The 21,344-nt window shown below is 71.7% G+C and carries 22 protein-coding genes and 1 pseudogene; 11 read left to right on the top strand and 12 right to left on the bottom strand.

All coding sequences use genetic code 11. The features are described 5' to 3' along the window. Positions 1-1,123 (bottom strand): matrixin family metalloprotease (locus ACFWUQ_RS22615; RefSeq protein WP_384540835.1); only part of this gene is annotated, 1,123 nt, incomplete at its 3' end. A gap of 1,084 nt (positions 1,124-2,207) precedes the next feature. Between ACFWUQ_RS22615 and ACFWUQ_RS22610 the strand changes: the two genes are divergently transcribed. Then, complete coding sequence (locus ACFWUQ_RS22610) at positions 2,208-2,474, top strand: hypothetical protein (protein WP_384540833.1); 267 nt, start codon at positions 2,208-2,210, stop codon at positions 2,472-2,474. A 267-nt stretch (positions 2,475-2,741) separates the two neighbouring features. Here ACFWUQ_RS22610 and ACFWUQ_RS22605 read toward each other — a convergent pair whose 3' ends face one another. Continuing rightward, positions 2,742-4,082, bottom strand: a complete 1,341-nt coding sequence (locus tag ACFWUQ_RS22605) for a polysaccharide lyase family 1 protein (protein WP_384540831.1) — start codon at positions 4,080-4,082, stop codon at positions 2,742-2,744. Between the two features lie 1,416 nt (positions 4,083-5,498). Between ACFWUQ_RS22605 and ACFWUQ_RS22600 the strand changes: the two genes are divergently transcribed. After that, positions 5,499-5,789, top strand: coding sequence for a hypothetical protein (locus ACFWUQ_RS22600; protein ID WP_384540828.1), 291 nt, complete (start codon positions 5,499-5,501; stop codon positions 5,787-5,789). A 9-nt stretch (positions 5,790-5,798) separates the two neighbouring features. Here ACFWUQ_RS22600 and ACFWUQ_RS22595 read toward each other — a convergent pair. The 3 genes and pseudogenes from ACFWUQ_RS22595 to ACFWUQ_RS22585 all read right to left on the bottom strand — a co-directional run. Further along, positions 5,799-6,183 (bottom strand): annotated as a pseudogene (locus ACFWUQ_RS22595) (transposase family protein); the annotation flags it as partial. 33 nt (positions 6,184-6,216) lie between these two features. Further along, positions 6,217-6,789 carry a snapalysin family zinc-dependent metalloprotease gene (locus ACFWUQ_RS22590; RefSeq protein ID WP_384540825.1) on the bottom strand — a complete coding sequence of 191 codons (573 nt, stop codon included), beginning with the start codon at positions 6,787-6,789 and terminating at the stop codon, positions 6,217-6,219. A 197-nt stretch (positions 6,790-6,986) separates the two neighbouring features. Continuing rightward, positions 6,987-7,247 carry a hypothetical protein gene (locus ACFWUQ_RS22585; protein ID WP_384540823.1) on the bottom strand — a complete coding sequence of 87 codons (261 nt, stop codon included), beginning with the start codon at positions 7,245-7,247 and terminating at the stop codon, positions 6,987-6,989. Between the two features lie 232 nt (positions 7,248-7,479). Between ACFWUQ_RS22585 and ACFWUQ_RS22580 the strand changes: the two genes are divergently transcribed. Next, the gene (locus tag ACFWUQ_RS22580; RefSeq protein WP_384540821.1) at positions 7,480-8,436 is read left to right on the top strand and encodes a hypothetical protein; all 957 of its coding nucleotides are present in this window, start codon (positions 7,480-7,482) and stop codon (positions 8,434-8,436) included. Here the strand turns inward: ACFWUQ_RS22580 and ACFWUQ_RS22575 are convergent. The 3 genes from ACFWUQ_RS22575 to ACFWUQ_RS22565 form a co-directional block, all read right to left on the bottom strand. Continuing rightward, positions 8,429-8,833, bottom strand: a complete 405-nt coding sequence (locus tag ACFWUQ_RS22575) for a hypothetical protein (RefSeq protein WP_384540819.1) — start codon at positions 8,831-8,833, stop codon at positions 8,429-8,431. The genes ACFWUQ_RS22580 and ACFWUQ_RS22575 overlap by 8 nt on opposite strands. 507 nt (positions 8,834-9,340) lie before the next feature. Then, a complete protein-coding gene (locus tag ACFWUQ_RS22570; RefSeq protein ID WP_384540817.1) occupies positions 9,341-10,507 on the bottom strand; it encodes a low temperature requirement protein A in 1,167 nt (388 codons plus the stop codon). A gap of 199 nt (positions 10,508-10,706) precedes the next feature. Then, complete coding sequence (locus ACFWUQ_RS22565; protein WP_384540814.1) at positions 10,707-11,156, bottom strand: hypothetical protein; 450 nt, start codon at positions 11,154-11,156, stop codon at positions 10,707-10,709. 895 nt (positions 11,157-12,051) lie between these two features. Here ACFWUQ_RS22565 and ACFWUQ_RS22560 point away from each other — a divergent pair. Next, positions 12,052-12,501, top strand: a complete 450-nt coding sequence (locus ACFWUQ_RS22560; RefSeq protein ID WP_384540812.1) for an iron chaperone — start codon at positions 12,052-12,054, stop codon at positions 12,499-12,501. 263 nt (positions 12,502-12,764) lie between these two features. Here the strand turns inward: ACFWUQ_RS22560 and ACFWUQ_RS22555 are convergent, their stop codons facing one another. Next, positions 12,765-13,406, bottom strand: coding sequence for a TetR/AcrR family transcriptional regulator (locus ACFWUQ_RS22555; protein ID WP_384540810.1), 642 nt, complete (start codon positions 13,404-13,406; stop codon positions 12,765-12,767). 231 nt (positions 13,407-13,637) lie between these two features. Here ACFWUQ_RS22555 and ACFWUQ_RS22550 point away from each other — a divergent pair, with 231 nt between their 5' ends. Continuing rightward, positions 13,638-14,426 carry a VOC family protein gene (locus ACFWUQ_RS22550; protein WP_384540807.1) on the top strand — a complete coding sequence of 263 codons (789 nt, stop codon included), beginning with the start codon at positions 13,638-13,640 and terminating at the stop codon, positions 14,424-14,426. 59 nt (positions 14,427-14,485) lie between these two features. Next, positions 14,486-15,367 carry a GNAT family N-acetyltransferase gene (locus tag ACFWUQ_RS22545; protein ID WP_384540804.1) on the top strand — a complete coding sequence of 294 codons (882 nt, stop codon included), beginning with the start codon at positions 14,486-14,488 and terminating at the stop codon, positions 15,365-15,367. A 56-nt stretch (positions 15,368-15,423) separates the two neighbouring features. On the opposite strand, the gene ACFWUQ_RS22540 is transcribed toward ACFWUQ_RS22545, so the two are convergent. Continuing rightward, entirely contained in the window at positions 15,424-15,837 is a 414-nt protein-coding gene (locus ACFWUQ_RS22540; protein WP_384540802.1) for an ATP-binding protein, read from the bottom strand. A gap of 69 nt (positions 15,838-15,906) precedes the next feature. Continuing rightward, a complete protein-coding gene (locus tag ACFWUQ_RS22535) occupies positions 15,907-16,254 on the bottom strand; it encodes an STAS domain-containing protein (RefSeq protein WP_384540799.1) in 348 nt (115 codons plus the stop codon). 573 nt (positions 16,255-16,827) lie between these two features. On the opposite strand from ACFWUQ_RS22535, the gene ACFWUQ_RS22530 reads away from it, so the two are divergent. From ACFWUQ_RS22530 to ACFWUQ_RS22515, 4 genes are read left to right on the top strand one after another with little or no spacing between them, the layout of a single operon-like run. After that, complete coding sequence (locus ACFWUQ_RS22530; RefSeq protein WP_384540796.1) at positions 16,828-18,417, top strand: PP2C family protein-serine/threonine phosphatase; 1,590 nt, start codon at positions 16,828-16,830, stop codon at positions 18,415-18,417. After that, positions 18,414-19,496 (top strand): B12-binding domain-containing protein, encoded by a 1,083-nt coding sequence (locus ACFWUQ_RS22525; RefSeq protein ID WP_384540793.1) that lies wholly within the window; start codon positions 18,414-18,416, stop codon positions 19,494-19,496. The genes ACFWUQ_RS22530 and ACFWUQ_RS22525 overlap by 4 nt, the downstream gene beginning before the upstream one ends. Next, the gene (locus ACFWUQ_RS22520; RefSeq protein ID WP_384540791.1) at positions 19,493-19,957 is read left to right on the top strand and encodes an STAS domain-containing protein; all 465 of its coding nucleotides are present in this window, start codon (positions 19,493-19,495) and stop codon (positions 19,955-19,957) included. Before ACFWUQ_RS22525 ends, ACFWUQ_RS22520 begins: the two co-directional genes overlap by 4 nt. Positions 19,958-19,998: 41 nt before the next feature. Continuing rightward, the gene (locus ACFWUQ_RS22515; protein WP_384540788.1) at positions 19,999-20,493 is read left to right on the top strand and encodes a MarR family winged helix-turn-helix transcriptional regulator; all 495 of its coding nucleotides are present in this window, start codon (positions 19,999-20,001) and stop codon (positions 20,491-20,493) included. 209 nt (positions 20,494-20,702) lie between these two features. Here ACFWUQ_RS22515 and ACFWUQ_RS22510 read toward each other — a convergent pair whose 3' ends face one another. Beyond that, the gene (locus ACFWUQ_RS22510; RefSeq protein ID WP_384540785.1) at positions 20,703-20,876 is read right to left on the bottom strand and encodes a CsbD family protein; all 174 of its coding nucleotides are present in this window, start codon (positions 20,874-20,876) and stop codon (positions 20,703-20,705) included. Positions 20,877-21,023: 147 nt separating this feature from the next. Between ACFWUQ_RS22510 and ACFWUQ_RS22505 the strand changes: the two genes are divergently transcribed. Then, entirely contained in the window at positions 21,024-21,215 is a 192-nt protein-coding gene (locus ACFWUQ_RS22505) for a hypothetical protein (protein ID WP_384540783.1), read from the top strand. Positions 21,216-21,344 lie beyond the last annotated feature (129 nt).

The following is a 21,344-nucleotide window of genomic DNA, read 5'->3' as shown; positions in this document are numbered from 1 at the left end:
CGGTCGCGATGTTGCTGGTGAGCCCGCCACCGAGGGGTTCCCATCTCGTCCAGTTGTTGCTGTTCGCCGTGATCTGCCATTTGTGGTAGGCCGCGCTGTCGGTGCCGCGGGCGAAAATCTCTAGGCGGCCGTCCGCGTTACGTGCCGTGGCGATGTTAGTGGTGAGCGCGCCACCGAGGGGCTCCCATCTCGTCCAGTTGTTGCTGTTCGCCGTGATCTGCCATTTGTGGTAGGCCGCATTGTCGGTGCCGCGGGCAAAAATCTCTATGCGGCCGTCCGCGTTGACGCCGGTCGCGATGTCGCTGCTGAGTGCTCCACCCAGAGATTCCCATCCCAGCCAGTCGTACAGGGCACGAGTGCTGTTTATGTCGTCCAGGGTGAGAGTTGTCCTGGTTCTCCCTGTCCCGAAGGTTGGTGCCATGACGGATGTGGCCACAGAATGCTGAAGGCCCAGGATGTGACCGAGTTCATGCAGGGCGACCGACTGCACGTCCAAGCGACCCGCTACCGCTCCGATGGCCCAGAAATGTTCCGTGTTGTCGAAGTGGACGGGCCTCGGGAGGGTGTTGTTGATGACTCCGCATCCAGGTGGGAAGTCCGCGTGTGCGATGGCGTTTCCAACCATGCTCAAGTCGGGATCATTGGCCGATCGCCAGCCGATCATTACATCGGGATTCTGGGTAGTCGCCACCTCCCGGAAGTTGAATCTGACAACTCCCGCCCATGTCTGGATGGCATTGCGCACGGCGGTGAACTCCTGGTTTCCCAAGATATCTGAGGTGCCGGCATCAAAGGCAAAAGTGAGATTCCGGCGATTCCATGGGCATGCCGTGGCAAACCTCGCACCATCGTGAAGATCAGGTATGCCGCATCGAGGCTGCGCCATCAACGAACGGGTACTTTCATCGAACGCGCCCGTGACGGGGATACCATGGAACTCCTGATATTTTTTCAGAGCGCAAGAGGTGGTCTCGTCCAGCCTGCTCGTCCTGTTCGGATCCGGCAGATAACCGAATTGGAACAGGAAGTCCTGTACTACCTGCAGCCCCTCCGCCTGCTCGCCGGCAGCTACCGTGGGCAGTTCCGTGATCTCGGGAGCGGCAGCGATCATTGCCTGTGCCATGGAATTGTTCCCTTCGGCTTCTCGATTCTCCGGGGAGGGGATGGGCGTCCAGCGATCCATCGGTAGGCGTGAACCCGAGTGGAAGGTGGCCTGCCCCCGCATGGATGCAACCGCTCGCCAGGCGCATCGGCCCGATGACGCGTGTTGCCGGGCGGCTTTCAGCACGGCCGACTCACGAGGTTCGTCCGTCAACCACTTCGAGACGTGCCGATGTTCGGCGAAATTTGTAGGTCGGGTCGGGCAAATGCGCGAAGTGAGAAGCGCTGCCAAAACGACGCCATGGCTTCCAGGTCAGCCCTCCTCCAGTCGGAGGTCGGAGCAATGGCGCTACGGTTCCACTATCTCACGAAATGTCCATTTGTGCGCGTGGCAGAACGACACGAGGCTGTCCGGGAAGGGTGGTTGGGGTGCGTCGGGCGCGATCGACTCCTGTCAGCACGGCGACGGCACGGCACGCACGGCAGGCAGGCAGGCCGGCAGGACCTGACGAGCAACGGGCGGAATCGCTCGTCGGTACCGACGACGAGCTCCGCGTCGGGGCCGATGACGTGGGGTCGGCTCGCCACCCTCACCTGACTGGTGTCCAGGTGACCGAACGGCATTGCGTAGGCGTCCAGTTCCGCAGCCGCGAACCTCGATCGCACGGGCTCCGGAGCTGTTCGTTGCACGGGTTGGTTCAACGGTCCGCTCCAGGTCTGCCGCTGGCGTGGCTGGAGGTCCCCCTCCAGCCACGCTCGGGCTCGGGCCTGTCGCAATTCGGGAGTGGTCAGGTTCCAGGCAGTCTCGAAACATCAAGGCCCGCCGCGACAATCTCGACTCGGCGCAGCTCACCGCCTTCGCCGAGCTCGGCGTCGACTGGGCACGGCAGTGGGAACAGCCCGGCTGCCGAGCGGTGGCGGGGGTCAGCGGCCCGCCGTACGGCGGCCAAGCTCCGTGAGTGGCACCGAACTTGGACCGATTGCCACTGAAGTTGGACCACGGCGCGGTTCATGCCATCCAAGGTGACTCCCTTGGTCAGGGCATCAAGCAGCGGTGTCACACCCTTGGTGGATGATCGGGCGATGCTCACCTGGTCCTGGAGCGGGTGGATGAGGAGCGGCCCGGCAGTTGGTATATCCAGGTGCTGCTCCGTGGGAACAACACCTACCAACTCGAATATCGCGACGGCGTGGCTGAGCTGCACTACCAGACGCAGACGATCTCTCAGGAGAAGGTTCGCGGGGCGCTGCTGGGCTGGGCCGGCACGAAGCCGGGCTGGCGAGACGGCTTCATGTGGAACAACATCGCTGAGCAGCTAGGTCCCGGCGACCGTGAATCTCCGGAGCCGTCGATTGGTGCGGAAGAGGTCTGACCAGGGCGTCCAGGTTCGATGGCACGAACCGTGCAGTGGTCTGACTTCAGTGGCAAGGGTCAACGAGCAGGGGCACGGGACGTCCTCAGCCGGGGCGAGCACAAGGGCGGGCACTCCAGTCTGCCGACCTTGTACCGCGCCCTCGTCGAGACCGAGCAGGACGCGACCGCATGACCGCGGGGCGAAGCGGCGCCGAGGAGAGAGCAGGTAGTGACTCGCCCCGGTGCCCGGGCGCCGGGGTGGCTGGCTGGGCACCGGGGCGGTGGGTTACTTCAGGATGCCCGCGCCCGCGCTGCGGGCGAGGGAGGTGGGCAGGCCCGCCGCTGAGGACTCCAGTCCCCTGGCGAGGGTGGGCTTCCACGTCGCTTCGGGCTTGATCTTCTTCTTGTTCGCGGCGTTGTGGGCGGCGACGAGGTCGGTGACCTGGCCGTTGACCATGTTCCCGCTGCCGGCGAAGGCGCCCGTGCCGTCGCCCGAGAGGAGCTGGGAGGCCTTCCGGTCGGAGGAGAGCGTCCAGTAGTTGTTCTGCGCCACGATCTGGACGCCGGCGCGCGCGTTCACGCTGTAGCTGTGGACGTAGCCGTTGCGCGGGGTGGTGTCGAAGAGGTTGTTGTAGAGGTGGACCTGTCCCACCCGGGCCAGCGGCGCACGCTGGACGATGCCCTGGAAGACGTTGTGGTGCAGCGTGACACGGAGCTTGGTGTCCTTGTCGCTGCTGCCGATGAGCATGGTCTTGTCGTGGTCGGCGAAGCGGTTGTACGAGACGGTGACCAGGTCCGAGGCCTTCGTGATGTCGAGTGCTCCGTCGTGGACCTGGTATTCGCGGCCGAAGTAGCGCGGGTTCGAGGCGTCGAAGTGCGGGCTGTCGGTGAACGTGTTGTGGTCGGCCCACACGTGCGTCGCCTCCCGCAGGGTGACGGCGTCGTAGGCGGAGTTCCAGTTGCCGTCGGAGCCGTCCGTGGGGTCCCACTGGGGGAAGCAGTCGCGGGTGTCGGCGAAGGTCAGGTTGCGGATGATGACGTTGTCCGCCTTCTGCACCACCAGGCTGCCGCCCGTGATTCCCGCATCGGTGCCGGGCACGCCGATGATCGTGGTCTTGGACGGCACGGTGATGTTGACCCGCTCGGCCTGCTTCGCCTGCGCCGCAGCCCGAGCGGACTCCTGCGTGCCGGAGGGCAGCTTGGAGCGCCCCCACACCGCGGGATCGTAGGCCTTGAGATAGGCGGTGAGCGCGTAGCCGGTGCCCTTGGCGTAGTCGGCGCAGGTCAGGGGGCGTCCCTGGTCATCGGTGTTGGCGTCGATCCGGCCCTTCACCCGGATGATCCTCGACGCGCCGGACGGGCCGGCGCGGAGAGCCTTGACCAGTTCGGCCCGGGTGGTGACGGTGACGTCGTGCGCCGCGTCGGCGGCCTGCCCGCCGGTGGTGCCCGAGCCGCTCGACGCCCAGCCGTCCTGGGCGGCCAAGCCGGCGTGTGCGAGATCGACGGCACCCGCATCGGCGCGCGTGGCGAACGGCAGGACGCCGAGGCCCGCCGCGGTGACCAGTCCCGTGGTGGCCAGGGCGAGACGGCGACGGGCTGGGAAGCGGCGGTGAGAGGAAGAGGGCATCAGGTGGCGGTCCTTGTGCGGAGGTGGAGCCGAATTTTTCTCTGTCGGACGTCAGTTGCCGCCGCCCTTGACGGCGTTGCCGTCAGACGAGCAGCAAGTCGTGAGATCCGCGTCACGCCGCTTCGGCCGGGGCCTGGGTCGGGTCGAGGGGCTGTTCGTCGGGGGTGCGGCCGGTGGGGGTGAGGTGCAGGGCCCCGTCTGGGCGAGACCGGCCAGAGCCCGCCTTTCCATCGCGACCGGCGAGGAGATCACCTTCGACTGCGCAATGCGCCATACGCGACTACACCATCGAGCATCCACAGGACGCTCCCTCCGCTCTCGCCGCGCCCGGCTGGAGCGGCACGGACGACGTCCCGAACGCATTCGACATCCTCGACGCCGAGGATGAGGTTCCCGAGTAGGTCTCCGCGCATGGTCCGCGGAAATGGCGCTGCACACCTCTCCCGAGGTTGCAGTCTGCGCACTCCGGCGAGGGGCGGAGAGCACAATGCGGAACGCGGGGGTTAGCCGCGCGCCGAGGGCACCGCGCCGGCTCCTTTTGCAGAGCCCGAGCCCGAGGCCGTACCCAGCCGCCGCGCTCTCGGAAATGCCCCCGCGCATCACTGACGGCGAGAAGTGACCGCCTGCGATCAGTAACGTGACATGCCCCACGGGCCCCTGACGGCCATTTCGCGGGCTCGGCAGCAGCGGCAGGGGCGTTGGGGAGGGGTCGAACTCCTCACCCGCTGCGGTCATCCATTTCTCCTCGGCGCGGATGGCGGCCTCGGCGTTCTTAGCCAGATTCTTGGGGAACCCGCGGGTCCGGCCGGCGCGGGCCGCACCTCGCGCGCCTTGCGGGCCTTCGCCTCGGCGAGGAGCAGCCGCAGCAGGACGCCGCGGCCGTCGAGGAGCTGCAGTTCGATGGGGTTCCGTCCGCCGTAGCCGCTGAGGCCCGCGCCGCCATCGTGGCCCGGCCGCGCGGCAGCCGACCCCCTCCCGGGCCGCCGCCACGGTCGGGCCGTCGCCGGGTGGAAGGGTGGGGCAGATGCGCACGGGGCAGGTGCGGCACGCGCCGCCCAGGCGTCGTGAGTCGTGCTGGAGGGACCTGCTGTCCAGCGGACCGACGCGCTCGACCTATCCCCGTGATGTCCAAGTCATCGCGGACGGTCAGAAGGTTTGGCCGGCTGCTTGGGCACGGAGGCGTTCCCAGGTGCGGGCGGATCCGCCGTGCTGGTTGGCGAGGGCGGTGGCGGTGTGACTGCGGGGGGGTGTCGCCGGCGGTGCTGGGGGCCGCGGCGACGGCGTCCAAGGGCTGTCCCCCCAACGGACTCGGAGGGACAAGGCTGCTTGAGTCCGGCGAGCCGGTGTGGGCGGATACTGGGGAGCGGCGCATCGGAGTGGTGGTTCGGGGGGCGAGTGGGACGCAGCAGGCTGCCCGTGGAGAACGCAGGCCAAAGCGATCTCTGTCTCTTCATCGAGCCGTACGGTGAGGACTTCTATCTGAAGCCCGGTGAGGTCTTCACGGTCGCGCCGGAAGCCGAGGGGATCGATGTCTGGTTCTCCACCTTCGTCTGGGAGGGAGGCATCACGGTGTGGCCCTACGAGGACGGCGACCCGGCCAAGATTGTGCTGGAGTACACAGTGGCTGACGCCAACGGAACCCGTCTGGAGTGCGGTCACCAGAGGCCCCCGGAGCCTGCCGGCTCTGACGTGGCTGAGCTGGGTTGACCCTCTCAATCACTGGGTCAGGGCAACGTTTTGCAGCTGCGCGATGCCCAGCATGGCGTGGTGGACGCCGTCGCCTCGCAGGCGGCAGTCACGGGGAATCTTCCACGTCTTCATACGGGCGAAGACGTGCTCGACGCGGGCGCGGACCTGTTGGTGAGACCTGTTGTGCTCTTCCTTCCTAGGTGTGAGTGCGGCCTGCCCGCGCTCGCGGCGGTGAGGGATCACGAGGCCGGTCCCTGGATAGCCGCCGTCGGCAATCGTGACTGCGCCACCGACGGCGGCCTTGGTGCCCGACTCTTCCCAGGCCTCGCAGTCGCTGCGGTTCCCGGCCACGGCCGGCCGACAACTACGACCCGGCGGGTATCCGCGGCGATGACACCTGGTGGTTGGTGGCCCTGCCCCGAGAGGGCGACACGCTCCTTGCCGGTCAGGGGGCGTCGATGAGTACCCGGCCGTCGGTGGGCACGGTTGCCGCGAGGCCGTTCGCGTACGCGTTCTGGACGCGGGACCGCTCGGTCGCGTTGGGCACCGCGTTGGTGCAGGCCGTCCCGGCGCTGGACCCGGACATCAGCTGGGAGCACGGCCCCGGCTTGGTGTCCGGCAGGCCCAGGCTGTGGCCCAGCTCGTGCGCAGCGATGCGTGTTTTGTCGTACCCCTGGCTCACAGCCTGCGCGCCGAGTTCGACTCGCACCTGTCGGCCAGGACGGACCGGACCGAGGGTGGCCTGGGGCCAGCCGGTGGTGGCCACGATGACGATTTCGGCCCGGACCCCGGGCGCGGCCTCCACCAGCCGAACGTTGCTGACGTTCGCGTTCCAGGAGGCGACCCCGGCCGTGATGGCGGCTTCCCAGCCGCCGGCCCGGCTGTCGTCGTAGCGGAGCGTCACTACCGCTGCGGTGGCGTCGGGTATGGGTGCGGGTGCCGCGGTCGCGGCGGTCGCCGCCGCGAGAACCATTGCTGCGGCGGACGTGCCGACTTTCAGCCAGGTGCCCAGAGACATGGTCGTCTTCCTTCATGCGTGGGGGGGACCCGGCCCCTCGGCGGAAACCGGGGCACTGGAGACGCCGCCAGCGCCCGTCTGTGGCCCGCACGTTGGGGCAGCCGCCTCTCCGGAGCCCTAAGAAGGTAGCCCCGCCCTCCACCTACCCGTCATGCACCTGCCAGCCATTTCCGGCAGGCTCTCCAGCCGATGCCCGGTCAGCGGGCGGCACCGTCCGGGTCCGCGGCGGGTGTGGTGGTGGAGCGGGAGCGGGCCGCGAGCAGGGGCCCGGGGCGGGAGCCGGCCAGGAGACCCGCCTGCGTCTCGGGGAGGACGTCCTTGACGACGCCGACGATCGCGGCGTGCGCGAGCCGGTTCACGCCGAGTTGCTCCCGCGCCTTCGCCCGGTTGCCGGGATCCGCGTCCCGGGGCACGTCCAGGCCCTCGGTCAGCGCCCCCCAGGAGTGCTTCGCGTCCACGTCGGCGGGTGGCGGCAGTGGAGATGGCGAAGGTGGGGAGGTGAACGCGGATGCCGCAGGGGCTGTGATCTTGAGGGGCACTGACTTGGTGTCACGGCGGCTGCCCGGTTCTTCCGGGGCAAGCCCAGGATCGGCGGGGTTGGGCTCGCTGCGGTGGGTCCGGGGCGCGGCGGGGTCAGCCAGGTGGCCCGGCCCGCGTGCAGGCCCGATCGCGGGCCGACAGACTGGGGCCATGTCCGAGCCGCAGGACGAACCCCCCAGCCCGGAGCCTGCGCATCCGCGGAGCCCTCAGCCGCCTCCGCGGTTGTCGCTGCTGGACAAGGCGGCGTACATCGCGGCGCCGGGAACCGTCGTCATCGGACTGCTGTACTACTTCGGCAGCGCGTACACGGACGCCTACTACTCCACCTTCGGCGTGCCGCCGGGCGACCTCCAGCTCTCCGTCCAGGCCTACCTGGTCAAGAGCCCGGAGGCGGTGTTCGGTCCGGTGTGGTTCCTGCTGGTCTGCGGACTGGTCGCGCTGCTGGGGCTCGGCCGGTTGGGGCACGCGCTGGCCCGCCCCGGGAAGGAGGGCCGGCGCCGTAGGGTGTGCCGGTGTTTGCTGGTCGGCGGCCTGCTCATGGTGCTGCTGGGATTCCCGTTCTTCTACTGGGAGCGGATGCCCAACCCGCTCCCGGAGTCCTGGTGGGGAACCCAGCTCGTGCCGCCCCTGGTGGTGGCCCTGGGCGCCACCTTGGCGTTCTTCGCCGTTCAGCAGCGCCTGCATCAGGCCGGGGAGGATCCCGACCGGCCTACGCGGACGGCTGACCAGATGTGGCTCGTGGGCGGCGCCCTGCTGATCGGGCTGCTGACGATGAGCCTGTTCTACGACGCGTCCCGTTACGTGACCATGGCGGGCAGGAGCGAGGCCTGGAAGGACATCGAAGGGGGGTACCAGGAGAGCCTGCCCGTGGTGGTCTACTCGCGCGTGCCCCTCACCCATGACGCCCCGAAGATCCAGTTCAAGGACAAGGGACCCGGCAGCGGTCCCTTCCGGTACCAGTACCTCGGGTTCCGCCTGCTCGCGAAGGCGCCGTCCCGCTACTACCTCGTCTCCTACGCCTCGCGCCACGAGGACCATCTGACGGTCGTGCTGCCCGACGACGACACCCTGAGGGTGGAGCTGACCTCTGCCCCGGCCCTCAGGTGAGCCCGGACTCGGATTCCGTGGGCTCCGTCTCGGCGGGCTCGGTGGGCTCGGGCTCGGTGGTCTCGGTGGGCGGGCTCTCGGTGGTCTCGGTGGGCGGGTTCTCGGTCTCCGTGGGTTCGGCTGCGACCGCCTCCCCGGAGAGGGGCACGGTGAACGTTTCCAGCGAGGTCTCGACGGTCAGCTCCCCGGTGTACGGCCCCGGCTCGTAGGCGATGTGCTGGTACGTCATCTCGCACTCCCCGCCGGGGGGCAGTACGCCGGAGCATGTCCCCGCCTCCGCCGACGCATCCCCGCTGTTCGCGCTCGCGTCGACAGCCCCGAAGCTCACGTCCTGCTCGGAGGTGTTGCGGTACTTCACCTTCACGCCCGTCGGCTTGCCCACCGAGGCGGTCGGCACGAGGACCGGGGCGGATTGCCGGCCCCCGGTCCCCGGGAAGAGCGTGCGGTCGGGTTCCGGCTCCGTCTCCGGCTCCTGGGATTCCGGTGCTTGCTCCGACTGCTCCGGCGTATCTTGGGACGACTCCGAGGAGCCCCCGCCTCCGCAGCCCATGGACGTGGCGAGCGCCCCGATCAACACTGCTGTCGTGAGGCCACGGGCGATGGCAGGCATCACGGCCTTAACACCTCCGCTCCCGTTCGTCCCGGTCCGGTTCCGTTCGGCTCGCCGATCAACCTTGCACAGGTGTGTTCGGTAATCGACCGAAGCCGCGTGGTGACACCCCGTCATCGCCTGAACGGGCGACGCGGCCTGCGACGGCCCGGTGGCGCCGGCCGACGGGGTCAGCGGCGTGCGAAGGGCGCCAGCGGGTTGGTTGCTCACCGGCTGGAGGGCCGGCGGGTGGTCGGTGAGGGTTGGCCATGTGCTGTTGTTGGGGCGGGCGGCGGTTCGGGCCGGGGGTGGGGGCTAGGCGGTCTGCTTGCGGAGGCGGGCTGCCACGGTGCGGGCGTAGAGCAGGTGGGCGATCGCCTCGGCGGTGAGCAGGAGGACCACCAGCCAGGGTGCGAGGGCGTGCGCGGCGAGGGCCACCGCTACGGGGACGACGATGCCGGGCAGTGCCCAGACCGCGACGTGGCGTGCGCGGCGGCCGAGGCGCAGGGCGATCACGGCGTGGGCCGCGTGGTAGAGGGCCAGTCCCCCGGTCAGGGCCCATACCGCCCCGACGGGGAGGTGCGCGTGGCTGGACTCCTCGACCGCGGTGGCGAGTCCCGCTGCCATGCAGAGGATTCCGGCGGTCACGAAGTAGTGCAGGAAGCCTCCGACATCGCGTGCCAGGAGGTATGCCCGCGGGCCCTTGGCCGAGCCGAGTACGAGCTCTGCCGAGGCGGAGCCGAAGTCGAAGTAGGACCACCACAGGGCGGCCAGGAGTACGAAGCCGAGCACGGCCACGGTTGCTGCCTGGGCGGTCCATGCCTGGTCCATGGAGGTCACCAGGCCCAGTACGGACTCGCCGAGCACGATGATGACGAACAGTCCGACCCGCTCTACGAGGTGTCCGGTGTCGATCCGTCCGGGGACGCCTCGGCCGCGGGCGCTGAGCAGCAGGATCATCTCGGCGGCGATCAGTACGGCCCACAGGGTGTACCGCCAGGGCCCGGGGACGGCGGCGGAGGCGGCCCACAGCAGGCCGGACAGCAGGCAGTAGCTGATCGGGCGCCAGGGCGGGACGCGGTCCGGTGGGGGGTTGCGGGTGGCGGGCCACCACAGTCCGAGGAGGACCAGCCGGGTGCCGGCGTACCCGAGGGCGTACACGGCGCCGCGTGAGGTGTCGGCCTCGGGGACCGCGGCGGCCATCGCGGCCAGGCAGAGCATGGCGAAGAGCATCAGGAGTCGGCGGCGGGCTCCGTCGTCCTCGAACAGGTTCGCCGAGACCGTCAGGTTGACCCACATCCACCAGGGTGGGAAGAAGAGTCCGAAGAAGACGGCGAAGTCGCGCAGTCCCGGGTCGCCGTGCAGTTCGTGGGCGAGTTGGGCGGCGAAGGCCACGAAGACCAGGTCGAAGAACAGCTCCAGCCAGGCGGCGTGGCGGCGTTCCCGCTCGCGTGGCGCCGCCGCCGCGTGCAGTGCGCTCATCGGGGTCGTCCGTCCGGGCTCTGGGCTGGCTGGGGTGGTTCGCGTACGGGCTCCGAGCCTGCCCGTGCCGTCCGCTCCTGCGGGCATCGGCGCACCGCCGGGTCCTCCGGATGGGCCAAGGAGGGCCGAGGGGGCCAAGGGGTGTGCGGTGGGCGGGGGCTCTCGCCGGCAACCCGTGCCGGTGGGGCGGTCTCCGCTCCTAGTGGTCGGCGGAGTCGGCCGCTGGACGGCTGCGCCTCCTGAGGAGCCTCCTGAGGAAACGTGGCCGTCGTGATGAGCCCGGGCCGCCCTCGGGTCGGGGTGGCGAGAGCAGTTCGCGCTGGACCACGGGGTGCGGCGACCAGGTGATGTCGCGTACGCGGTCGGCCGGGATGCCCAGGGTCTCGACGAGCACCGCGAGGGAGGCCTCGTCGTCGGTGTGCCGGCGGTCGAGCCACACGGTGACGCCCGTGTCCTGCACGTCGGTGAACTGGCTCAGGACGAAGAAGCGCCGGCCCAGGCGGAACGTGGCGACGTCCACCCATCCCAGGTCTTCCCAGCTCTGCTCCACGTTCAGCACCAGCCGGTCCGCGTACGCCTGGAAAGGTGGTGGAAGCACACCGATCGGCCGGTGGGAGAGGGCCATCGAGTCCCACATCCCGTACTGCAACGCGGGATTCGGATTCCCCTGGTACCCGGGCGCAGGCCCCCATTCAGGTTCCGGGCCGGGCACCGCAATCGGCTGCCACCTCTTCGGCGGCGTGTTCCCGGCCGGCTCGTTCCCTGCGGATCCCTGCCCGCTCATCTCTGCCCTCCCCTTGGCACATTCCCGAACGGACATCCTCCCAGGGGGTGGTGGCCGGGTCCTGGCCTGCGGTCTGGTCGGCCATGTCTCGCGGCCGCGGCCGGGCCCTGTCTCCAGTCGTCCGTCGTCCCGGGCGGGGCCCGGGACGACGGAGTGGGGCGGTCGCCTTGGCGCCGCCGATGAAGCCGACCGTGAACGCGGCGGGGGTCGCCATCACGGGGGCGACCGGACCGTCGACGTGCCGGCCGACGCCCGCGTTGACCTTCTCGATGAGCACAGACATGGCACTTCCTCCAGCAATCTGATAAATGGGACAGTGGTCCGGTTCTGGCAGACACGTGGACTGTCTGCCAGAACCGGATCGTCGGGACCTCGGCCGGCGGCGTGCCGCGGCCCGCGCCGCGCCTGGCATCAGCGGCCCCTGGCTGACCTGGTGGTCAGGAACTGCGGTGTCAGCGCGCTCGGGCTGGACGGCCGAACTGACGCCGGGCGCGGCGCTGGCCCGCGTCGCGCTGACGGCCGCGTGGACGGCCCTGTTCTCGTGGATCCGGTCCGCACATTCCGCTGGGAGCCCCGTACGTAGCGTCAGCGGCGTCCTGGTCTGCGGCTCGACGGGGGGCGGGACGGTTGTTCCGGCCGCGGTGGCGGGCGTGCCAGGTCGGGGTGATGTCGGAGGTGCGTGCGGACGGGTAGCCGTGGGGGGTTGGGGGTCGTAGGGTGCCGTTCAAGATCCACACGGAGATCGCCGAGGGGGAGCGCCATGAGTGGAACCGGTGGCACGCACGAGGGGTTCACGGCCGAGGAGCGGGCCGCGATGAAGGACCACGCCCAGGAGCTGAAGAAGGGGGCCCGACGCACCTCGAAGGCGGAGAAGGCGGCGGAGGCGGAGCGCGATGTGCTCGCGAAGATCGCGGAGATGCGGGAGTCGGACCGGGTCATGGCCGAGCGCGTCCACGCGGTCGTGACGGCCACCGCTCCGGCGCTGGCGCCCAAGCTCTGGTACGGGATGCCCGCCTACGCGCTGGACGGCAAAATCGTCTGCTTCTTCCAGAGCGCCGAGAAGTTCAAGGCCCGCTACGCGACGCTCGGTTTCAGCGATGAGGCCCGGTTGGACGACGGCCCCATGTGGGCGGCCGGCTTCGCCCTGGCCGAGGTCACACCGGAGGCGGAGGCGCGGATCGCCGAGTTGGTGAAGCGGGCCGTGGGTTAGTCGGCCTTCGGCGCGCTCCCTGGCCCGCTGCCGACTGTCCGCTGCCCCTGGCCTGCTGCTGGCTGCCGGCTGCCCCTGGCCTGCTGCTGGCTGCCGGCTGCCCCTGGCCTGCTGCTGGCTGCCGGCTGCCCCTGGACCGGTGGGCCCTCGGTTCGGCCGGGCGGTTCGGGGCTTCGGCGGGCGGGGGGTGTGGCGTTGCCGGCGTCGAGCCGGGTCGGATCGGGTGGGTGGGCAGGCGTTTCGCGGCCTGCCTCCCGGTCGGGTCAGGCGCTCACGGCGGTGGGGTGGTGGTCGAGGGCGGCGCCGAGGAGGGCGCGGACGTGGTCGGCCTCGGGGAGGAGCGTGGCCTCGATCTCGTCGTCGGTGCGGCCGGCCAGGGTGAGTTCCTGGATACGCCGGAACAGCAGCCGGTCGGCGGCGGCGATGAGGGCGGCGGCGGCGCGGGGTGCGATGGCGGGGACGGCGTCGGGGGCCGCGGCGGCCAGTGCCGCGGCGAGTGCCTGCTCGCGCTGGTCGTGCAGTTCGCGCAGGCGGGCGGTGAGGGTGGGGCTGTCGGTGACCATGCGGGCGACCGCGGGGCCGGTGAAGCCGACGACGGGGCTGTGTTCCAGCAGGGCGGCGCGGAACGTGTGCCCGATGGCGGTGAGCGGCTCCTGGCCGGGGGCGCGTTCGGCGACGCATCGCGCCAGGCCCTGGGTGAACGCCTCGTGGTGGTCGAGGGCCAGGTCTTCCTTGCGGGGGAAGTAGTTGCTGACCGTCTTCTTGGCGACGCGGGCGGCGTGGGCGATCTCGGCGATGGTGGTCTGCTCGAAGCCCTGCTCGATGAAGAGCCTGGTGGCGCAGGCGGAGATCAGGTGCCTGGTCTCCTGCTTCTTGGACTCGCGGAGTCCCAGTTCGGTAGCCATGAAGAAAACTTACACCAAGGGCAAAATTATCCTTGACGGAGCTTGATCGCCGTGTGAAAGTTACGTCTGTCGCAAAATTCGCCCGACTGAACAGATTCTCGTCCGGCTCGGGATCCGGCCCCGCGGCCTCCCCTGTCCTCGCCTCCCTTCTCCTCCCCCTGTCATGCCCGTACCTGACCAGGAGTCACCCTGAACGTCACCGCCTCCACCCTCTCCCTCACCGTCGCCGACGTGGACGCCTCGCGTGCGTTCTTCTGCGCCCACCTCGGCTACGAGGTCACCATGGCCGCCGACGGGTTCGCGTCCCTGACCCGCGGTGACGCCGCGGCCGACGTGGTGCTGCTGCGCCGCGGCAGCGAGGTACTCCCGCCCGAGCAGCGCGACCGGCACGCCACCGGCCTGATCCTCGCCCTCACCGTCACCGGCATCGAGGCCGAGGAGCGGCGTCTGCGCGAAGCGGGCGCCACGATCACCATGCCGCTGCGCCAAGAGCCCTGGGGCGAGCGGCTGTTCCAGCTGACCGACCCGAACGGGGTCGTCGTCCAGTTCGTCGAATGGGCCGTTGCGGACGAACCCGCAGCAGCCGAGCCCGAGGGCCCCGCCGAGCCCGCCGAGCCCGAGGGTCCCGCAGAGCCCGCCGGCCCCGCCGTGCTCGTGATCACCCCCACCGCGGAGAGCGTCACCGAGTCCCCGAACGCCCGCATGACCGCTCTGGCCACCCCCAGCCGGGGCAGCACGGAGCTCAGTACCTGGACGGTCGCGATGGAGGCCGGCCAGAGCGGCCCCGAGCACGCCGCCGACCGCGAGCAGGTCTGGACGCTGACCGCCGGCGTCCTGCACGTCACCTGCGCCGGCCGCACCGAGGAGGTCACGGCCGGGCAGACCTTCGTCCTGGCGCCGGACGTGCTGCGCCGAATCCACGCCCCGCACGCCGCCGAGGCCCACGTCGCCATGCGCGCCGACGGCGTCATCCGCGTACCCGGCACCGAGGGGACCCGCGTCCTGCCCTGGGCCCGGTGACCCCCGCCGCCCCTCCCCCGCCCCCGCTCCCGTACGTCCCTTCCCCTGACGGAGACAGCTTGTCCCTGCGCATCACCGCCCTGACCGACCCCGAGCAGACCTCCGCCGGCCGCCGCCTGGCCTGGCTGGCCTCCGCTCCCGACGGCACCCCCGCCGGTTACGCCTTCCTGCGCCTGTTCGCCGGGGAGGATCGCGGCCACCTCGCCGAGGTGGACGTCCAGGTCCACCCCGCCGAGCGGCGCGCGCGGGCGGGCGGCCTGCTGCTCGACGCCGCCGTCGCCGCCGCCCGCCGGGACGGCCGCTCCACGGTCACCGCCCAGGCCGCGGCCGGTACTCCCGGCGCCGCCTTCCTCCTCGCCCGCGGCTTCCGCGCCGCGCTGGCCCTCACCTACGCTCGGCTCCCGCTGGCCGAGGCGGACCTCCCCGCGCTCACCGCTCTGGTCGGGAGCCCGCACACCGGCTACCGGCTGACGGCCTGGGAGGGGACGGTGCCCGACGAACTCGCCGACAGCTTCGTGGCATCACGGCGCGCCATGGACGACATGCCGATGGGCGACCTCGACTACGGCACGGTCGTCTGGGACCTCGACCGGGTACGGGCGGCGGCCGCCGCCGTCGCGGCCCGCGGGGACGTCCTGCACACGGTTGCGGCCGTCGACCGCGCGAGCGGCGCCGTCGTCGGCTTCACCGAACTGGCCGTCCCCGGCAGCGGGACGGGCGACGCCCAGCACTACGGCACGGCCGTGCTGCCCGAGCACCGGGGCCGCGGCCTCGCCCGCTGGATGAAGGCCGCCTCGATCACCGCGGCCCGCGCCCGCCACCCCCGCCTGGGCGGCCTGCTGACCGACACGGCCGACAACAACCCGTACATGCGCCGCGTGAACGACGGCCTCGGCTACCTGCCGACGCACACCGCCCACACCTACCGGCTCGACCTGTAGCGCGACGCCGCCGCCCGCTCGCCCGCCGGCCCCCGGGCGTCGACCAGGGGGTCGGGTCAGGCGAGGCGGAGAGTGGTGGTGATGGTCTTGCCGTCCGGGCGGCGACTGATGTCGATGTGCTCGGTGAGATGTTGGATCAGGGGCCATCCGAAGCCGCCCGGTTGGGCCGGACTGTGCGTGCGGACGGAGGGCGTTCGGGGGCTGGGGTCCGCCACGGACAGGTGCAGGGCGTCGTCCGTGATGTCGGCGTGGAAGGCGGTGACGCCTCCGCCGTGGCGGATCGCGTTGGTGACGAGTTCCGAGGTGACCAGGAGGGCGTCCGCGGCGGTGACGCTGTCGAGGCTGATGCCCGCGCGGCGCAGCAGTGCGCCGACCCGCTCGCGGGCCGCGGCTGCCGTGCTCGGGGGGGCACCGGACGTGTTCCCGCGGCACGCGGGCTCGCGGGTGTCGTCGGCGGTGGGCGGGTTCATACCGTCATCACCTGCCCGGGGTCGTTCGGGTCATGCGGCACACACCGGTTCGCACGGTGATCGGGGCGCTCAGCATGTCATCGCGGTCTCCAGGCTGTCCGTCATACGGAACGCGGATCCGGTGCCGGTGATGTCGAACAGCCGGCGGATCGCCGGCCGCAGCGGGCCGGCGAGGACGAGCGCCGTTCCGGCCGCTTCGTGGGTCGTTCGGGCATCGAGCAGGGCGTGCAGGGCGTAGGAGTCCGCGAAGGTGGTCAGGGAGAGGTCGACCACCGTTCGGGCCCGTCCGCTCGCCGCGGCCTCGGCGAGGGTACGGGCCAGGGCGGGTGCGCTGTCCTCGTCGAGGTCGCCGCGCAGGCGGACGACCGTTATGCCGTCGTGCGTGGTCGCGGTGACCACGGGTTCGTCTCCGATCACGTCGCCATCTTCCTACATCGGGCGCCGCGACGGCACGACAGTGCTGCGGCGGGGGTCCTGCGCGGTGGCGCCGCGCCCCTCCCCCGGGCCCCCGCGCCGTACGGGGCCGCCCCCGCGCCGTACGGCGCCGCGGGCTCGGGCGGGCGCCGCGCCGGGGCCAACTGGTCTGCGGGCGGGGCGTGGTGGCGCGGCGGCGGAGAGGGCGGTCCCGCCGCGGGGCGGGGCGCCGGGACGGCCGCGGCGCGGGGCGCGGCGGGGACCGCGGCGAGCACCCGGGGGCGGTCGGAGCGGGCCTGGAGGGCGGATCGGGGTGAGGACTGTCACGGTTTGGGCTGCTGGGTGGCGGAGAAAGCGTGCCCTTCCGGTGTGCGTGCGGTGAGGGAGGGCGGCGCGTGGGGCGCGTGGTTGCGGCGGAGTCGGCCGATGGAGGATGGTTGCCGGAAGGCAAGTATTTTCTTCGAGGCGATGAGGTGAGGGGTTCGCGCAGCGGGCCTTCGACGTTTGGTGAATTCCACCCAGCCAGTTCCCCCTCCGACCGCGGCGGCCGTCGCGTGGAGTGAGGCCCCTTACCCCGTGCTCGTGGCGGACCCCCGTTCGGTCCTGGTGTCCGTCAACGAGGCGGCCGGCTTGATCTTCCCCGCGGCCCGCCCGGGCTGCCCGATGGCGGACGTGGTGCCCGCGTGGCTGGCCTCGGCCCATACGCGGTGCCTGGCGCCGGTTCCCGGGCGGCAGCCCGGGGCGGACGCCGGTCCGGCGGTGCGGGGCCCGATCGGCGACCGGGCGTACGAGGCGCATCCGACGGTGCGCGGCGACGGGACGGTGGTGTGGTGGCTGGTCGACGACACCGACCACCGGCTGGCCCGTGAGGCGCTGCGGATGGAGCGGGAGCGCACCGCGTTCCTGACCCAGGCGTCCAATCTGCTGCTCTCCTCGCTGAATCTGGAGCGGTGCATGGACGTCACGGCGCAGATGGCGGGTGAGCACCTCGCGGACGCCGCGCTGGTGATCGCGCCCTCGCGCGGACGGGAGCTGCCGGTGGTGACCTGTCTGCGGGGCGGGAGCGCGACGAGGTCCCGGGTGGCGGCCGATCCCGAGCAGGTGCCGGGGCTGGGTGAGGCGTTGCAGGGCTTTCCTCCCGTTCCCTCGCGCTGGATCGATCCGGCCACCGCGCCGGCCTGGCTGGTCCCTCCGGGGTTCGGTGCGGTGGGGTCGATCGTGATCACTCCGCTGCCGGGGCACGGGGTGCCGGCGGGCGCCCTCGTCCTGTTGCGCGGGAGCGGCAGCGATACGTTCACGGAGGGCGAGGAGGTCTTCGCCCGGCTGTTCGCGGCCCGGGCCGGCGCGGCCATGTCGGCCGCCCGCCTGTACGCGGAGCAGGCCTCGATCACCGACACGCTGATGCGGGCGCTGCTGCCCCCGGCGCTCCACCAGGTCTCGGGTGTGGAGTACGCGGGCGGCTACCGGCCCTCGCAGGACCACGAGCGGGTGGGAGGGGACTTCTACGACGTGCACCCCGCGACGGTGGAGGGGCAGGCCTCGCTCGTCGTCCTGGGTGACGTGTGCGGCAAGGGTCTGGAAGCCGCCGTGATGACGGGGAAGATCCGCAACACGATGCACGCGCTGCTGCCGATGGCGGACGACCACCAGCGGATGCTGAGCCTGTTGAACACCTCGCTGCTGAACACCGACAACGCGCGTTTCGCCACCATGGTGCTGGCGTCGGCGGTGCGGGAGGGCAACGAGGTGCGGTTGCGGCTGACGAGCGCGGGCCATCCCGCTCCGCTGATCCTGCGCTCGGACGGCAGCGTCGAGGAGGCGCCGACGCACGGCACGCTGGTCGGCGCGCTGCCCAGTGTGACCACCGAGACGGCCGGGGTGACGCTGGCGCCGGGTGAGACGTGCGTGCTGTACACGGACGGGATCACCGAGGCGCGCGGCGGGCCGCTGGGCGGGTCCATGTTCGGGGAGGAGCGTCTGCGGCGGGCGCTGTCGGAGTGTGCGGGGCTGCCCGCCGAAGCGGTGGTGGAGCGGGTGCAGATGCTGGCGTCGCAGTGGGTGGGGTCCGGTCGGCACGACGACATGGCGGTGGTGGTGATCTCGGCTCCGCGTACCAACCACTTGAGCGCGGTGAACGGGCGCACCCGGGGCAGGTTCACCGCATGACCGTTGACGCGGCCGCGCCGGCGGCTTTCGAACTCCTGGCGGAGCGTGTGTGGGAGGCCGTCGTCCGCGGTGACGAGGCTGCCGCGACCGCGGTGGTCCGCCGGGCGCTGGAGGACGGGGTGGACGCGGAGGGCGTGCTCCTCGATGTGATCGCGCCGATCCAGGGGCGGGTCGGGGCGCAGTGGGCCGCCGACCGTATCGGCGTCGCCCAGGAGCATGCCGCGACCGCGATCAGCGAGCGGGCCGTCGCCGTGGTCGCCCAGTACCCGGCGGCGCGTACGGGACCGGTGCGGGGCCGGGTGGCGGTGGCGTGCGTGGACGGGGAGTGGCACGGGCTGCCGGCCCGGCTGTTGGCGGAGGTCCTGCGGTTGCGGGGCTGGCAGGTCGACTACCTCGGCGCCCAGGTCCCCACCTCGCATCTCGTCGCGCACATCCACCGGACCGGGCCGGACGTCGTGGCCCTGTCCAGCTCGATCGCGACCCGCCTGCCCGCCGCGCATGCCACGATCACCGCCTGCCAGGGGGCCGGTACGCCCGTGCTGGTGGGCGGGGCCGCTTTCGGGCGCGACGGCCGCTACGCCCGGTTGCTGGGCGCGGATGCCTGGGCGCCCGACGGCCGTGGCGCCGCGCGGGCGCTGGCGGCCGGTCCGCTGCCGCGCCCCCAGCCGGACCACCAGGCCATCGACGACCTCCCGCATCTCGCCGACCAGGAGTACACGCTGGTCACCCGCAGCCGTCCGCATCTGGTGCGGACGGTCTTCACCGGGCTGGAGTCCTCCTTCGCGGCGGTGCGGGACTACAGCGAGGTCCAGCGGGAGCGGACGGCCGAAGACCTGTCGCACATGGTGGAGTTCCTCGCCGCGGCCCTCTACACCGATGACGAGGACCTGTTCGGCGAGTTCCTCCACTGGACCGCCGGCGTCCTCGCCGCGCGGGGCGTCCCCGCCCGGACGCTGCCCCCGGCGCTGGAGTTGCTGGGCCGCGAGCTGCGGGACTTCCCGCGGGCCGCCGCCATCCTGCGATCCGGCGCCGCGCGCCTGACCCGTATCCCTCTCACCTCCGCCGGGACCTCCGTATGACCCATGCGCCCTGCCCTCCTCCGCGCCTGACGCGCGCGGACGCGGGTGACACCGTCCGTATCGAGCTGCGCGGGGACCTCGACCGCCATGCGGCCGACGTGCTCCTGGCCGCTGTGGCCGACGTGCTGACGGAGCCCGCCCCGCCGCGGGAACCGCGGGAGCGGTGTGCGCCGCGGGATCTGCACCTCGATTGCGGGGGCCTGGTGTCGGTGGACTCCAGTGGGCTGTCGGCCCTGCTGATGGTCCGCCGGCTCACCGACGCCGCGGGTGTGCGCCTGCACCTGGAGGAGCGGCCCGTGCAGCTGGACCGGATGCTGCGGGTCACCGGTACGCTGAGCCACCTCACCGCCGCCGCAGCGGGTACGGGTGAGCGGTCCGGCTCCTTCGGGGCGCAGAGACGGTCCGCAGCCCCGCAGGAATCCATACCGGCCCGTTCGGGCGGGCCGGACACCCCCGTCTGAGCGGCAGCGCCGGGCGGGCCGCTCCAGCGGAGGGAGGGCAGATGCCGGCACCGGCCCCCGGGCCACGCGGTATCGACAACGACGCCGCACGTTCCGTCAACGACATCGTCGAACTCCTCGACGTCGTGTGGGAGAACGCCCGCCAGAGCGCCGCGGTCGGCGCCGCGTCGCCCGCGCAGTTGCGCCTGATGTACCTGGTCGACCGTCAGCCGGGCCTGCGGATGCGCGCCCTGGCGCATCTCCTGGGTGCGGCCGCCCCCTCGGTGACGCGGTTGTGCGACCGGCTGGAGGCCATCGGCTTCCTGACCCGGCACTCCTGCGCGCACAGCGGCCGCGAGGTCACCCTGCGGCTGACGCCGGCGGGCGAGACCCACCTCGCGCAGATACGGGAGAACCGGGCGCGGGCGCTGGCCCACGCCTTCGAGGCGATGACCTCGGACGGGCGCCGGGCCCTGGCGACGGGGCTCGCGGCTCTGAGCGTGGGTCTCACGGCGGGCGGGGCCGACAGCCCGGGGCAGGAGGAGCCTGCGGCGTGAGCGGCTCCGCCCCGCCGGTGGCGCGGCCGCCGCGGACTTTCGCGGGCTGCGGGCTGCGGGCTGCGGGCTGCGGGCTGCGTCCGACGGTGGGGGTGTTCCCGCACGGTGGGGTGGCCGGGGCGTCTCTCACGCCGGATGCGGGGCGGGCGCGGTGGCGTGCGCGGGGGGCGGACCCGGTCGTGGGCCCGCCCCCCGCGCACATCACCGCGTCAGTCCTTGAAGACGTCCTTGACCTTCTCCTTGGCCTCGCGGGCGTCGCCCTTGGTCTGCTCGGCGCGGCCCTCGGCGGTCAGGCGCTCGTTGCCCACGAGACGGCCGGCGGCCTCCTTGGCCTTGCCCTTGACCTGCTCGCCCTTGGCCTGGGTCTTTTCCTCACCGGACACAGTCATCACTCCAAGCGGTAGAAAAGCCTTACGCCAAGCCGTATGCCCCTCCAGCCCGACGTAAACATCACCCACTGTGTTTAGTGGCCCGCATTTCGGTAACAACAAGTAGCTACAGCTCGTCAGAACCCGACGGAAGGCAGGAACATGACCCTCGTTACCGTGCTCATCCTCGTCGCGGTCCTCGCCCTGATCGGCCTCCTGGCACTGGCACCCAGCGCCCCCGCGCGCCGCAACCCCTTCCCGGGCCGCCGGCGTCGGGCGAGCCACCGCCGCGCCGCCAAGCCCCGGTTGAGCGAGATCCCGCCGCAGCAGGGGATCCAGCACCACGCCCGCTGAGGGCCGCGGGGGGGCGGGCCCCCCCCCCCGGGGGGGGGGGGCGGGGGGGGGGGGGGGGGCCCCCCCCGGGGGGGGGGGGGGGGGGGGTGCGCGGCGGCAAGGGGCTGCCGAACAAACGCCACCCCCCCC

This window comes from Streptomyces sp. NPDC058662 (assembly GCF_042716255.1).
Lineage (GTDB): Bacteria > Actinomycetota > Actinomycetes > Streptomycetales > Streptomycetaceae > Streptomyces.
This window is presented reverse-complemented; position numbering and strand designations above follow the sequence as displayed.

What these genes read in the sequence shown, in the direction of transcription:
- ACFWUQ_RS22605 (WP_384540831.1), bottom strand. Translation starts at nt 4,082, where the DNA reads ATGCCCTCTTCCTCTCACCGCCGCTTCCCAGCCCGTCGCCGTCTCGCC.
- ACFWUQ_RS22590 (WP_384540825.1), bottom strand. Translation starts at nt 6,789, where the DNA reads ATGTCTCTGGGCACCTGGCTGAAAGTCGGCACGTCCGCCGCAGCAATG.
- ACFWUQ_RS22580 (WP_384540821.1), top strand. Translation starts at nt 7,480, where the DNA reads ATGTCCGAGCCGCAGGACGAACCCCCCAGCCCGGAGCCTGCGCATCCG.
- ACFWUQ_RS22570 (WP_384540817.1), bottom strand. Translation starts at nt 10,507, where the DNA reads ATGAGCGCACTGCACGCGGCGGCGGCGCCACGCGAGCGGGAACGCCGC.
- ACFWUQ_RS22560 (WP_384540812.1), top strand. Translation starts at nt 12,052, where the DNA reads ATGAGTGGAACCGGTGGCACGCACGAGGGGTTCACGGCCGAGGAGCGG.
- ACFWUQ_RS22555 (WP_384540810.1), bottom strand. Translation starts at nt 13,406, where the DNA reads ATGGCTACCGAACTGGGACTCCGCGAGTCCAAGAAGCAGGAGACCAGG.
- ACFWUQ_RS22540 (WP_384540802.1), bottom strand. Translation starts at nt 15,837, where the DNA reads ATGAACCCGCCCACCGCCGACGACACCCGCGAGCCCGCGTGCCGCGGG.
- ACFWUQ_RS22525 (WP_384540793.1), top strand. Translation starts at nt 18,414, where the DNA reads ATGACCGTTGACGCGGCCGCGCCGGCGGCTTTCGAACTCCTGGCGGAG.
- ACFWUQ_RS22520 (WP_384540791.1), top strand. Translation starts at nt 19,493, where the DNA reads ATGACCCATGCGCCCTGCCCTCCTCCGCGCCTGACGCGCGCGGACGCG.
- ACFWUQ_RS22515 (WP_384540788.1), top strand. Translation starts at nt 19,999, where the DNA reads ATGCCGGCACCGGCCCCCGGGCCACGCGGTATCGACAACGACGCCGCA.
- ACFWUQ_RS22505 (WP_384540783.1), top strand. Translation starts at nt 21,024, where the DNA reads ATGACCCTCGTTACCGTGCTCATCCTCGTCGCGGTCCTCGCCCTGATC.